Origin of the sequence: Nonomuraea zeae (assembly GCF_005889725.1) — a bacterium.
Lineage (GTDB): Bacteria > Actinomycetota > Actinomycetes > Streptosporangiales > Streptosporangiaceae > Nonomuraea > Nonomuraea zeae.
This window is the reverse complement of record NZ_VCKX01000326.1, coordinates 1-13,029: the sequence shown is the minus strand read 5'-3', so window position 1 is coordinate 13,029 and position 13,029 is coordinate 1. Positions and strand designations below refer to the sequence as shown.

The 13,029-nt window shown below is 70.5% G+C and carries 11 protein-coding genes; 7 read left to right on the top strand and 4 right to left on the bottom strand.

Annotated elements, in window-relative coordinates; genetic code table 11:
- Positions 1–114: 114 nt before the first annotated feature.
- Positions 115–3,174, top strand: coding sequence for a glycoside hydrolase family 3 N-terminal domain-containing protein (locus ETD85_RS52720; RefSeq protein WP_240780001.1), 3,060 nt, complete (start codon positions 115–117; stop codon positions 3,172–3,174).
- Positions 3,175–3,289: 115 nt separating this feature from the next.
- Here the strand turns inward: ETD85_RS52720 and ETD85_RS52715 are convergent, their stop codons facing one another.
- A complete protein-coding gene (locus ETD85_RS52715) occupies positions 3,290–3,661 on the bottom strand; it encodes a VOC family protein (protein WP_138697401.1) in 372 nt (123 codons plus the stop codon).
- 55 nt (positions 3,662–3,716) lie between these two features.
- Here ETD85_RS52715 and ETD85_RS52710 point away from each other — a divergent pair, with 55 nt between their 5' ends.
- From ETD85_RS52710 to ETD85_RS52695, 4 genes are all read left to right on the top strand, one after another.
- Positions 3,717–4,280 carry a thioredoxin family protein gene (locus ETD85_RS52710; RefSeq protein WP_138697400.1) on the top strand — a complete coding sequence of 188 codons (564 nt, stop codon included), beginning with the start codon at positions 3,717–3,719 and terminating at the stop codon, positions 4,278–4,280.
- A gap of 165 nt (positions 4,281–4,445) precedes the next feature.
- Positions 4,446–5,465 carry a sugar ABC transporter substrate-binding protein gene (locus ETD85_RS52705; RefSeq protein ID WP_138697399.1) on the top strand — a complete coding sequence of 340 codons (1,020 nt, stop codon included), beginning with the start codon at positions 4,446–4,448 and terminating at the stop codon, positions 5,463–5,465.
- The gene (locus ETD85_RS52700) at positions 5,462–6,409 is read left to right on the top strand and encodes an ABC transporter permease (RefSeq protein WP_138697398.1); all 948 of its coding nucleotides are present in this window, start codon (positions 5,462–5,464) and stop codon (positions 6,407–6,409) included. Before ETD85_RS52705 ends, ETD85_RS52700 begins: the two co-directional genes overlap by 4 nt.
- A gap of 78 nt (positions 6,410–6,487) precedes the next feature.
- Positions 6,488–7,291 (top strand): SAM-dependent methyltransferase, encoded by an 804-nt coding sequence (locus tag ETD85_RS52695; RefSeq protein ID WP_138697397.1) that lies wholly within the window; start codon positions 6,488–6,490, stop codon positions 7,289–7,291.
- 16 nt (positions 7,292–7,307) lie between these two features.
- Here ETD85_RS52695 and ETD85_RS52690 read toward each other — a convergent pair whose 3' ends face one another.
- On the bottom strand, positions 7,308–7,625 hold the full coding sequence (locus ETD85_RS52690; RefSeq protein ID WP_138697396.1) for a hypothetical protein: 318 nt from the start codon (positions 7,623–7,625) through the stop codon (positions 7,308–7,310).
- Positions 7,626–7,764: 139 nt separating this feature from the next.
- Here ETD85_RS52690 and ETD85_RS52685 point away from each other — a divergent pair, with 139 nt between their 5' ends.
- Positions 7,765–8,259, top strand: coding sequence for a beta-class carbonic anhydrase (locus tag ETD85_RS52685; protein WP_138697395.1), 495 nt, complete (start codon positions 7,765–7,767; stop codon positions 8,257–8,259).
- 810 nt (positions 8,260–9,069) lie between these two features.
- Here ETD85_RS52685 and ETD85_RS52680 read toward each other — a convergent pair.
- On the bottom strand, positions 9,070–11,136 hold the full coding sequence (locus tag ETD85_RS52680; protein ID WP_138697394.1) for a DNA gyrase/topoisomerase IV subunit B: 2,067 nt from the start codon (positions 11,134–11,136) through the stop codon (positions 9,070–9,072).
- A 247-nt stretch (positions 11,137–11,383) separates the two neighbouring features.
- Between ETD85_RS52680 and ETD85_RS52675 the strand changes: the two genes are divergently transcribed.
- The gene (locus ETD85_RS52675) at positions 11,384–11,614 is read left to right on the top strand and encodes a DUF7455 domain-containing protein (protein ID WP_138697393.1); all 231 of its coding nucleotides are present in this window, start codon (positions 11,384–11,386) and stop codon (positions 11,612–11,614) included.
- Between the two features lie 602 nt (positions 11,615–12,216).
- Here ETD85_RS52675 and ETD85_RS52670 read toward each other — a convergent pair.
- Complete coding sequence (locus ETD85_RS52670; RefSeq protein WP_138697392.1) at positions 12,217–12,915, bottom strand: GNAT family N-acetyltransferase; 699 nt, start codon at positions 12,913–12,915, stop codon at positions 12,217–12,219.
- Between the last annotated feature and the right edge of the window lie 114 nt (positions 12,916–13,029).

The window sequence follows — 13,029 nt, the reverse complement described above, 5'->3', positions numbered from 1 at the left end:
GGTCCGGCGGGCCTCAGCCGCGTGGCGGGGGCAGCGTACGGAATCCGGCTGTTATGAAATGCGCGCCCGGGCCGATCCCATCTGAGAGAGCGCTCTCTCAACGATGGAGGCACCGTGTCCCGATCCAGACCCCCCTTATGGGCGGCACTCGCCCTGATCGCGTCGTTCGTCGTCGCCGGACCCTCGGCGCCCGCCACCGCGGCCGCCGAGCCGCTCACGATCACCGACTTCGAGTCGGACGGAGTGCCCGCGGGCGTGTACGCCTGGGGCAACGACACGGCCTCGACCCCTGTGCTCACCATCGAGCCCGCCGCCGGTCGCCCGGGCGCGCCCGCGACGAACCGGGCGCTCACATCCGTCTACAACGTGAGCCAGTGGGGCGGCTGGTCCCATGACCTGCCCGCCACCCAGGACTGGTCCCCCTACGAGGGCTTCTCCTTCTGGGTGAACGGCAGCGGCTCAGGACAGAAGATCTTCTTCGAGGTCAAGGACGGGGGCGGCGGGGCGGGCAACGCCGAGCTGTTCGAGTCCTCGTTCACCGACGACACGGCGGGCTGGCGGCAGGTGCGGGTGCCGTTCGCGAGCTTCACCCGGCGCACCGACTACCAGCCGGGCGGCGCGCCGTCGGACGGCGAGCTCGACCTGATCGCCATGTGGGGCTACTCGATGCGCCTGCCCACCGCCGCCGGCACCCTGACCTGGGACGACGTCCAGGTCTACGGCACCGCGCCGCCCCGCCCCGTACGGCTGTCCACCGACCGGCCGGTCTACCCCGTGAACGAGCAGGGCCAGGTACGCGTCAGCGTCACGGTCACCACCGCCACCGGCACCCCGCTCGCGGCCGATCTGAACGTGGACTACCGCACCGGCACCGGGACCGCGACCCCCGGCGCCGACTACACCACCGCCCAGGGCACCCTGACGTTCCCCGCGGGCACGGCGTCCGGCTCGGCCAGATCGTTCACGGTCAGGACCGCGCGTGACGGCCGGGACGAGACCGCCGAGACGATCCCGATCGAGCTGTCCGGCGCCGGCGCCAGGCCCCCGGCCGAGGCTCCGGTCATCGTGATCGACGCGCACGGCCTGCCCTATCTGGACGCCCGCAAGCCCGTCAGGGAGCGGGTCGCCGACCTGCTGGCCCGGATGACCCTCGACGAGAAGGTCGGCCAGATGACGCAGGCCGAACGCGGCGCGCTGGCCAAGCAGAGCGACATCGCCACGTACCTGCTCGGCTCCCTGCTGTCCGGCGGCGGCTCCACGCCCACCCCCAACACCCCGCAGGCGTGGGCCGACATGATCGACGCCTACCAGCTCCGCGCCCGGCAGACGCGGCTGCAGGTGCCGTTGATCTACGGCGTGGACGCGGTCCACGGGCACAACAACCTGGTGGGCGCGACGATCTTCCCCCACAACGCCGGCATGGGCGCCACCCGCGATCCCGCGCTGGTCGAGCAGGAAGGCGAGATCACGGCACGCGAGGTCAAGGCCACCGGCATCCCGTGGGACTTCGCGCCGTGCCTGTGCGTGTCGCGCGACGACCGGTGGGGCCGGGCGTACGAGTCGTTCGGCGAGGATCCCGCGCTGGTGTCCAGGATGGCCACGATCATCGACGGCCTCCAGGACAACGGGGTGCTGGCCACGGCCAAGCACTACGTGGGCGACGGCGGCACCGAGTACGGCTCGTCCACGAGCGGCGACTACACGATCGACCAGGGAGTCACCAGGCTCAGCCGGCAGGAGCTGGCATCGCTCCACCTGGCGCCGTTCGCCGAGGCGGTCAAGCGCGGCGTGGCCACCGTCATGCCGTCGTTCTCCAGCGTGGACTTCGGTGACGGCCCGCTCAAGATGCACGCCCACAAGGAGCTGATCACCGGCACGCTCAAGGGCCGGCTCGGCTTCAAGGGCTTCGTGATCAGCGACTGGGCGGGCATCGACCAGCTCCCCGGCGACTCCCCGACCGACGTGCGCACGTCGGTCAACGCCGGACTGGACATGATCATGGTGCCGTACGCGTACCCGGCGTTCACCGGCACGCTCAAGGCCGAGGTCGAGGCCGGCCGGGTGCCGATGTCGCGGGTGGACGACGCCGTCGCCAGGATCCTGACGCAGAAGTTCGGGCTGGGGCTGTTCGAGCACCCGTACGCCGACCGCGCCCACCTGGGCGACGTCGGCTCGCCGGCACACCGCGCGGTCGCCCGCACGGCCGCGGCCAGGTCCCAGGTGCTGCTGAAGAACGAGGGCGGCCTGCTGCCCCTGCGCCGCGACGCCAAGGTCTACGTGGCCGGGTCGAACGCCGACGACATCGGCAACCAGACCGGCGGCTGGACGATCACCTGGCAGGGCTCCTCCGGCCCGATCACCCCGGGGACCACGATCCTCCAGGCCGTCCGCTCCCGAGCCTCCTCCGTGACCTACTCCCGTGACGCCTCGGCCGACCTGGCCGGGCATGACGTGGGCGTCGTGGTGGTGGGCGAGACGCCGTACGCCGAGGGCCAGGGCGACGTGGGCCGCGCGGGCCGCACGCTCGACCTGTCCGCCGCCGACCGGGCCGCGATCGACCGGGTGTGCGGGGCGATGAAGTGCGCCGTGCTGGTCGTGTCCGGGCGCCCGCTCGTGCTCGGCGATCTGTCGAAGGTCAAGGCCGTGGTGGCGTCCTGGCTGCCCGGCACCGAGGGCGACGGGGTGGCCGATCCGCTGTTCGGCGCGGTTCCCTACACCGGGCGGCTGCCGTTCACCTGGTTCCGCTCGGCCGATCAGGTCCCGATCAACGTGGGCGACGCGGCGTACGACCCGCTGTTCCCGTACGGGTGGGGGCTGCGTACCGACCGGGGGCGTGACCGGCTCAAGGCCGCGCGGGACCGGCTGGCCGGCGGTGACGGCCCGTCCAGGGCCGCCGCGGCGACGCTGACGCTCGCCCTGCCCGACCGCAACTGGAACGCCGACGGCTCCGTGCGCGACACCCGCGCCGTCCTGGGCGCGCTGGGCGCGGCGGCGACGTTGCTCGAACGCTCGAAGACCGGCACGTACGCCGTGGGCGACGCCGTCGTCTCGGTCGCCAGGGACGTCGCGCAGAGCGGCGGCAGGCGCTTCGACCTCCAGGCGTCGGCCGATCACGAGCTGGCGGCGGGGAACCTGCGGAAGGCGGTGGACCTGCTGGCCCGATCAGCCCGCTGAGCCGCCGGGGGCCGGCCCCGCGTGAGCGAGGCCGGCCCTCTTCCCGGCCGTGGACGGCGGGCCCGGGGGCAGTCCCCTTTGCCCGGGCCCGGACGCCGGCCGGGAGCTTCGCGGGTCAGTCGCGGCAGAGGCAGAACGGGTGCCCGGCCGGGTCGAGGAAGACCCGGAAGGAGTCCTTCTCGCTCGGCTGGTGCTCGTGCTTGACCGCGCCGATCTTGATCGCCTCGGCCTCGGCCGCGTCCAGGTCCCCGACCGTGAGGTCGAGGTGGATCTGCTGCGGCCGCTCGGGATCGGGCCACACCGGCGGGACGTGGTCGGGGGCGAGCTGGAAGGCCAGCCGGCTGGACGACCCGCTGTCGGCGACGACCGCCCAGTCGTCCTCGGCGAACGTGACGGGCCAGCCGAGCAGGTCCGCATAGAACCCGGCCAGCGCCTTGGGGTCGGGACAGTCGAACACGATGCTCCGCAGCTGCGCGATGCCGCCCATCAATTCACCTTCCGGTCTCGTTTTGCCGGCTCACCCGTAGACAAGAATGAATCTCATGGCTGCCAACTCGTTCATGGTTCCGCTCGGCACCCCAGCGCCCGCCTTCGACCTGACCGCCATCAACGGCGGCAGCGTCTCTCTCGCGGATCTCAAGGGCTCGCCCGCCACTCTCGTGGCCTTCCTATCCAATCACTGCCCGTATGTGCGACACATCGAAAGCGGTCTCGGCGTCCTGGCCGCCGACTACGGGGCCAGGCTGTCGATCGTGGCCATCTGCAGCAACGACAGCGTGAACTACCCCGATGACGACCCCACACACCTCGCGGAGCAGGCCGCTCGCGCCCGGTTCACGTTCCCGTACCTCCTCGACGACACCCAGGAGGTGGCCAAGGCCTATCGGGCCGCGTGCACGCCCGATTTCTTCCTCTACGACGCCCAGTTCCGGCTCGTCTACCGGGGCGAGTTCGACGGCTCCAGGCCGGGCAACTCCCTGCCGGTGACCGGATCGTCCCTGCGGGCGGCCGTCGACGCCCTGCTCGACGGCGACCCGGTGCCCGAGGAGCAGACGCCGTCCCTCGGCTGCGGCATCAAGTGGAAGCCCGGCAACGCCCCCGCCTAGAACACAGCCGAAGCCCCCTTCTCCCCCGCCTCGTCGGCCAGACCAGCCCCGCGACACAGCCGGTTTCTCTATGATCACAGGCACGAAGTCCCGGCATGTCCCCTCATAGCGGGTCATCTTCGCGCTGACCTGCGTTAGCCGCCGACGATGCGAAGGAGACCGCAGATGGTCGCACGATGGACTGCGTTACCCACCCTGGCCGCGGTGGCCCTGCTCGCCGCCGCCTGCGTCAATCCCGGCACGGGCGGCACCACCACCGCGGCGCCGTCCACCGCGTCGTCCGCGAGCGGCCCCAAGCGCATCGGGTTCTTCGGCTTCGCCAAGGCCAACTCGTTCGCGGCGGCGACGTTCGCGGGCGTCGAGGAGTACGCCAGGGCCAACAACGCCACCGCCGAGTTCCTCGACCCGAACTTCGACGCCCAGGCCCAGGTCAGGCAGCTCCAGGACGCGGTGACGGCCAAGCGGTTCGACGTGTTCATCGTCCAGGCCAACGACGGCGCGGCCGTGGTGCCGGCGATCCGTTCCGCCGTACAGGCCGGCATCTCGGTCGTCGTCCACTTCACCCCCGTGGGCACCCGGTACGACACCGCCGACCCGCAGGTGGACGGCACGATCACGCTCGTGGACGTGCCCACGCTCAACGGCGAGGGGCTCGGCAAGCTGGCCGTCCAGGCGTGCGAGAGCAAGAAGCTGAACCCCTGCCAGGTCGGCTACCTGGAGGGCCTGAAGGCGCTGCCGCTGGACAACGCCCGCACCCAGGCGGCGCTCGGGGTGCTCGAGTCCGCGCCGGGCGTGGAGCTGAAGGCCCAGCTCGAAGGCGGATACACCCAGGAGAGCGGCCGCAAGGCCATGCAGGACGTGCTGCAGAAGGACCCGGGCATCGACGTGGTCATCGGGGCGTCCCAGGCCATCCTGGGCGCGGAGGCGGTCGCCAAGGGCAAGGACATCATGTACGTCGCCAACGGCGCCTCCCGCCAGACGGTCAAGGCCGTGCAGGACGGCCGCTGGTACGCCGCGTACTACCTGCCGGTCAAGACCCTCGGCGCCAAGGCCGCCGAACTGGGCCTGGGCAAGGCGCTCGGCAAGCAGGTGCCCGCCACGAACCTCATGACCGACGTCGAGCCGGGCAAGAGCATGGGGACCAAGGACGCGCTCGCCCAGGTGAGCGGCGAATACGACGAATGATGTTCCGCTACGCGGCGCTGCGGGACTACGGGATCGTCCTGGCGGTGGTCGCCCTCGTGGCCGTGCTCTCGCTGTCCACGGACACGTTCCTGACCGCCGCGAACCTGGTCAACCTGCTGGACCAGGCCGTCGTCGTCGGGCTGCTCACGTGCGGCATGACGCTGTGCGTGATCTGCGGGGTGTTCGACCTGTCCGCCAGCGCCGTGCTCGCGGTGAGCGCCATCGTGGCGGTGATCGTCACCGAGCGGGCCGGGGTCCCCGCCGGGTACGCGGCGGGCGTGGCGGCCGGCGCCCTGCTCGGCACGCTCAACGGGCTGGTCGTGGTGCTCTCGCGGGTGCACTCGTTCATCGCCACGCTGGCGCTCAGCATCGTGCACCGCGGCGTGGCCCTGGTCATCACCGGCGGCGCGATCGTCTACCCCGGGGCCGCCCGGCTGGCCGGCTTCCAGTCGCTGAGCTGGCCCACGGTGCTCGGGGGCGTCACGGCGTCGTCCCTGCTGCTGGTCGCCGCCGCCGTGCTGTCGTCGGTGCTGCTGGCGCGGACCACGTTCGGCCGGCGCGTCTACGCGGTCGGGGGCAATCCGACGGCCGCCTGGCTGTCGGGGATCGGGGTGCGCTCGATCCGGGTCGCGGTGTTCGCCGCCAGCGGGACGTGCGCGGCGCTGGCCGGGCTGGTGCTGGCCGCGCGCGGCGGCTCGGCCCAGCCCGACATGGGCACGCTGCTGGAGCTCACGGCCATCGCGGCGGCCGTGATCGGCGGCACGAGCATCCTGGGCGGCCGGGGCGCCGTCTGGCGGGGCATGGTCGGCGTGCTGATCCTCACGCTCATCGGCAACGGATTCAACCTGCTCGGCTGGGACTCCACCTATCGGCCGATCGTGGAGGGCCTGCTCATCCTGGCCGCCGTGAGCATCGATTACGCGCTCAGACATCACAGGGATTGACCGGAAAGATCCAAACTGTGTCACATGAGCGTTACGATCTGCTGTAGTCAGTCAGCGGTGCGGATCTGAAGGGCCGAGATGACCAACCCCTCGCGCGTCCCGAAGGGGATCAATCCCAACATCCCCAACTCGGCGCGCATGTACGACTACTACCTCGGCGGCAAGGACAATTTCGCGGCCGACCGCGAGGCCGCGCAGAAGATCATGGCGCTGGGGCCCAGCAGGGAGATCTGCCTGGCCAACCGGCGTTTCCTCGGCAGAGCCGTCCGAGAGGTCGCCAAGCAGGGCATCGACCAGTTCCTCGACCTGGGCACCGGTCTCCCGAACCAGAACAACGTGCACGAGGTCGCCCGCCAGGTGCACCCCGCCGCGAACGTGGTCTACGTCGACTACGACCCCGTGGTGATCGTGCACGCCCGCGCCCTGCTGGCCGGGACCGACGCGAACATCACGATCGTGCACGCGGACGTGCGCGAGCCCGAGACGATCCTGGACGCTCCTGAGACCAAGCGGCTGATCGACTTCAGCCGGCCGGTCGGCGTCGTGTTCCTGGGCGTGCTGCACTGCCTGACCGACAAGGAGGACCCGTGGGGCGTGGTGGCCGCGTTCCGCGAGCGCATGGCGTCCGGGAGCGCGCTGATCGTCTCGCACCTCACCGACGACGCCCACCCGGAGGTGGGGGTGGCGGCGCGCGAGGTCTACGAGGACGCGGACGCGCCGCTGATCCACCGCAGCCAGGAGCAGGTGGAGCGCATGTTCGACGGCTTCGACCTGGTGGCGCCGGGGGTGACCCACGTGGCGGACTGGCGGCCGGACGAGGCGTGGGAGGCCGGGCTGGCGGGCAGCGAGTGGTGGTACGTGGGCGTCGGCCACAAGCCCTGACCCCGACCCGAGAGGTTCACGAGTTCGCCGCGGCGATGGCGGAGGGCAGGGCGAGCAGCAGCTCGTGCGGTTCGCCGCCCTGCCAGAGCCGGATCAGCCGGGTCCCCGCCTCGCCAGGATCGAAGCTCTCGCAGCCCAGCGGCCCGTAGCAGCCCGCCTGGTCCAGCAGGAGGACGATCGGGTCGTCGTCGGGCAGGCCGGCCGCGTAGGCCGCCGCGTCGAGGAGGGCCAGCGCGCACCTCGCGTTGCGCCCGTCGTCGTTGGACTCCACACGGTCGAGCCGGCGCCGGGCTTGAGCTCGGAGATACGCGGCGAGCGATTCGGACCTAGTCACGACTAACCTTCTTCGATCATGTACGAACGGCTACGACATCATCACGCAAGGTGATGGGTTTTCGTGGGACGTTTGCCAACTCCAGCCAGTCGCGACCCCGGAAAGCACCACCTTTGAGGCGTGGTGAATCATTTGTGGCATGAGTGCGTTCGACGACGTTTATGCCGGTAACGCCAAGTTCGCCAAGAAGTTCGGCAACTCGGGGCTCACCGGGCGGGCGGCCCGCGGACTGGCCGTCGTGACCTGCATGGACTCCCGCATCGACCCGCTGGGCCTGCTGGGCCTCAAGGCGGGCGACGCCAAGATCCTCCGTAACGCCGGGGCGCGCGTGACGGACGACGTACTGCGCACCCTGGTGCTCGCCGTCTACCTGCTCGGGGTGGAGCGGGTGCTCGTCATGCCGCACACGGACTGCGGCATGACCAAGGTGACGGACTCGGACGTCCACGGGCTGACCCAGGAACGCGGGGTGGACACGCGCAGCCTGGAGTTCCACACGGTGCCGGACCAGAACGAGGCGCTCCGCCATGATCTGCTGCGCATCAGGACGAGCCCGTTCCTGCCGGAGGGCATGCCGGTGGCCGGGGCCATCTACGACGTCCGTACGGGCCGGCTGGCGCCCAGCCTGCACTGAGCCCGGGACACCCCACAACGACCTCTGAGCCACGAACGGGCCGTCAAGCCCCAGGGACACCAAACACCCCTTGAACGGCCCTCAGAACCGTTTCCAGGGCCCTCCGTGCGCAAACCTGGCGGGTCGCGAGGGTCGGCGAGCGTCCGGGGCGAAGCGGTCACACCCCAGAACCAGCCTCTGGGCCCGCTCACCCCATGGGCCGAAGGGGTCCAGCGGGCCCGGTCACCTCCGGGGCCGAAGGGTCCGGCGGGCCCGGCCACTCACGGGCCGAAGGGTCCAGTGAGCCCGGTCACTTCACAGGCCGAAGGGTCCAGTGAGCTCAGTCACCTCACGGGCCGAGCGGCCCGGCGATGCCTTGGCGACGGACAGGCGCGAACGCTGCGGCTGCGGCTGCGGGTCCTGCCCGGCACGCCGAGCTTGTTGAAGAGGCTCTTCATGTGCCCGCGCCCGGTGTGTTCCGAACAGACCGAGCCGCCGGGCAAACGACACGGTCGGCCACCACGCCCGGCCGCATAGGCACCGTTAGACAGTTGGCGACCACACTCGGCATCGCACCAGCAACCAGGCAGCGGAACAGCCGACAGCCGCACCAGCGCCCGGCCGGTGAGACGGTGTCGACGACGCCCGGCATCGCACCGCCCCAGCCACCCGCTACGACGGCTACGGCTCCGACCACGGCGGCACCCGACACCCACACCAGCACCCGGGCAGCGGGACAGCCGACGGCTGCACCAGTACCAGCACCAGCACGCTCGGCCGACCGGCCGACCGGCCGGCCGCGTCCGGCGCCTTCGCCGTCTTTGTCGCGTTCTAAGCGTCGATGTGGTCGCGGTCGACCTCGGCGGCGCTGCTGACGATGAACTCCCGCCGCGGCGCCACGTCACTGCCCATCAGCAAGCTGAAGATGCCCTCAGCCCCCTCGGCGTCCTCGATCCTGACCCGCCGCAGGATCCGGTGCCGCGGATCCATCGTCGTCTCGGCCAGCTGGTCGGCGTCCATCTCACCCAGACCCTTGTAACGCTGCACCGGGTCCTTCCACCGCTTGCCGCGCCGCTCCAGATCCCGCAGCACCTTCTGCAGCTCGCCGTCGGAGTAGCAGTAGATGTACTTGTCCTTGCCCCGGCCGGGGTTGGTCAGCTCGATGCGGTGCAACGGCGGCACCGCGGCGAACACGCGCCCCGCCTCCACCATCGGCCGCATGTAGCGGTGGAAGAGGGTCAGCAGCAGGCAGCGGATGTGGGCGCCGTCCACGTCGGCGTCGGCCATGAGGATGACCTTGCCGTAGCGGGCGGCCTCGATGTCGAACGAGCGCCCGGACCCCGCCCCCACCACCTGGATGATGGCGGCGCACTCGGCGTTCTTGAGCATGTCGCTCACGGACGCCTTCTGCACGTTGAGGATCTTGCCCCGGATGGGCAGCAGAGCCTGGAACTCCGAGTCGCGGGCCAGCTTGGCCGTGCCCAGCGCCGAGTCTCCCTCGACGATGAACAGCTCGCTGCGGTCCACGTCGTCACTGCGGCAGTCGACCAGCTTCGCGGGCAGCGCCGAGTTTTCCAGCGCGCTCTTGCGCCGCTGGTTGTCGCGGTGCTCGCGGGCCGCGATGCGCGCCTTGGCCGCGGCCACGATCTTCTCCAGCACGGCCCGCAACGGCTGCTTGTAGCCGCGCGGCGGGTTGGCGTAGAGCTCCTTGAGCTCGCGCGAGACCACGTGGGAGACGATGCGGGTGGCCGCGGAGGTGCCGAGGACCTCCTTGGTCTGGCCCTCGAACTGCGGCTCCGGCACCCTGACCGTGACCACGCCGGTCAGGCCCTCGGAGATGTCCTCCTTGTTGACCGGGTCGTCGCCGTTCTTCAGCAGCCGGGTCTCGCGCAGCAGCTCGTTGATCGTGCGGACCAGGCCGCGCTCGAACCCGGTCAGGTGGGTGCCGCCCTTGGGCGTGGAGATCACGTTGACGAACGAGCGCACGGTCGACTCGTAGCCCTTGCCCCAGCGGACCGCCACGTCGACGGTGAGCTCGCGCTGCACCTCGGTGGGGGTCATGTGGCCCTGGTCGTCGAGCACGGGCACGGTCTCGTGGAAGTGGCCCACGCCCTGGAGGCGCAGCACGTCGCAGACCGGCTCGTCGCGGGCCAGGAACTCGGTGAACTCGGAGATGCCGCCGTCGAAGCGGAACTCCTCCTCGATGCGCTCCTCGTGCCGGCTGTCACAGACGGCCAGGGTCAGCCCGGGCACCAGGAACGCGGTCTGCCGCAGGCGCACGTGGATCTCGTCGAGCGAGACCTCGGCGTCGGGCAGGAAGATCTGCGTGTCGGCCCAGAAGCGCACGCGGGTGCCGGTGACGTTCTTCGGGAGCTTGCCGCCCTCGCGCAGGCCGGACTTCTTCTTGAACTTGCCCGTCGGCCCGTCACCGTCGAAGATGCCCGGGACGCCGCGCCGGAAGCTGATCTCGTGAACGCGGCCGTTGCGGTCGACCTCGACGTCCAGCCTGGCGGACAGGGCGTTGACCACAGAGGCGCCGACGCCGTGCAGGCCGCCGGACGCGCCATAAGAGCCGCCGCCGAACTTGCCGCCCGCGTGCAGCTTCGTATAGACGAGCTCGACCCCGGCCAGGCCGCTCTTGGGCTCGACATCCACGGGAATGCCACGACCGTTGTCGCGGACCTCGATGGAGCCGTCGGCGTAGAGCTCGACCTCGATGCGGTCACAGTGTCCCGCCAGCGCCTCGTCGACGCCGTTGTCCACGATCTCCCAGAGGCAGTGCATGAGCCCGCGACTGTCGGTGGACCCGATGTACATGCCTGGCCGCTTGCGAACGGCCTCGAGGCCCTCAAGCACCGACAGGTGACGAGCCGTGTAACCCGCCTCCACTAGCGTCACTCCAGCTCCCCTGGTCTAGGCATCGAACATGTGTGCGCAGCTTACCGTTCTTCCCCTACGCGCGCGTACAAGCTTGCCATGGCGGGACGTTTGCCGTTACCAACCGGCTGATCATCATTACTTTCGGACACATTCTGCTCTGGGCGTAGAGAGGGGGCGGTTGGGAACGTCCACGTCCGGTTAGATGTTGTTCCAAGTGACTGACGCCAGATCCTCGCTTCGGCGGGGGTGACCCGAAAGGCGATACGTGACTGGAGCTCTCGCCCCCGTTAAGCCGCTGACGGCCCTCGACCGCTGCGACCGCTGCGGTGCCCAGGCCTATATTCGCGCAACCCTGCCGGTAGGTGGGGAGCTGCTGTTCTGCGCCCACCACGGGCGTCAGCACGTTGCAGTGCTGCGCGAAAAGGGCGCCGACATCCTGGACGAGTCGGCTCGCCTCAGCGAAACCACTTCTATTGTCCCCAACGACGAGCGCTGACCCTGGCAATCGTCGTGATGAGATAACCACATATCGCGTGATCAGAACGGCGACCCCGGACCCCCGGGGCCGCCGTTCTGCGCGTGAACACCCTTGCTTCGGCCCTCTCGCGACACATGGGCACGATCTAACGCGACGCACCGTTGCGGATGCGACCCGGCGGCCGTGGCCTGATGGACCGGGCCGGGCGGACCTGGTCTGCCTGACGGGCCTCCCCGGGCGGACCTGGCCAGACGGGCCTAGCCGGGCGGACCTGGCCTGGCGAACCTGGCCTGGCGAACCTGGCCTGACGAACGCGATCCAGCGACGCCCCCTGGGCGGTCCCGTCGACCCCGATGGACGCGACCTGGGGTCCCAACCAGCGCGGCCAGCCCCGGAGCGGACTCCGCGTGCATGGGCCGGTCGGCTCAGCGCTTGCGACCCGCACGGCGCACGACGGCACCACCGGACCCTGCCAAGATCCACCCGCGCGACAGCACCACCGGCCCTGCCGGCATCCACCCGCACGGCGGCACCACCAGCCCGTGCCAGGATCCATCTCGCCGGCATTCGAGGCCAGCCCTCGCCAGAGCGCGAAGGACCGCCACGCCAACAAGTAGCGGTCAGCGGACTCGGTAGTGGTAGCGGCCCGCAATTTCGAAGCCCTCGCTGCGGTACAACCCCTGTGCCGCCTGGTTGGGAGCCGTCGTGACCAGGTACGCGGACTTCGTGCCACCATGCCGGACCAGCGCCCGCAGCACCGCACGAGCCAGCCCCCGGCGGCGGGCCTCCGGCGAGGTGGCCATGCAATAGATCCCGAGCGTGTCCCCCTGCGGGACGCCCCGTCCGACCGCGAGCGCCACCCCATCCTCCTCGTACGCCCCGTACCAAGCAGGCACCCCGGTGCAGATCCGCTCAGCCTCCTCGAACCCGGTGCCGTAGCGCCCGTCCACCGCCCACCACGTCTCCAGCCAGCCTCGCCACGGCCGGTCCTCGATCCTGATCTTGTGAGAGGGCGGCTCAGCGCCGGGCGAACCAGCCATGATGACGGTGGGATCGACCAGCTCGTACCCTCTTCGCGCCAGCTCCTCGTCCAGCCCCGGCATGGCGTTCGGCCCCATGGAGAAAACGCAGCGCTGGCCCCGCTCCCCGTAGAACGCCTCGGCCGCCTCGATGGCGCCGTCGAGGTCGGCGGGACCGCCCAGGGGCAGCACCGAGTTGGCCCGCTTGGTCACGCCGCCCGCATAACGAAGCAGCCAGCCGTCGTGCGAGTGCTGCTCGTATGCAGGCCACGCTTCGTGGACAAGTAGGTCGAAATTCACCCGCGCAGCCTAGCTGACCAGCGATTCCTCACTACGGCACCCCCAGGGTGAGAGACGAAAGCCGGGACCGCGCCTCCCGGGCGTGTCGCGCTCGCTCTCGGATGGACGCGAGCC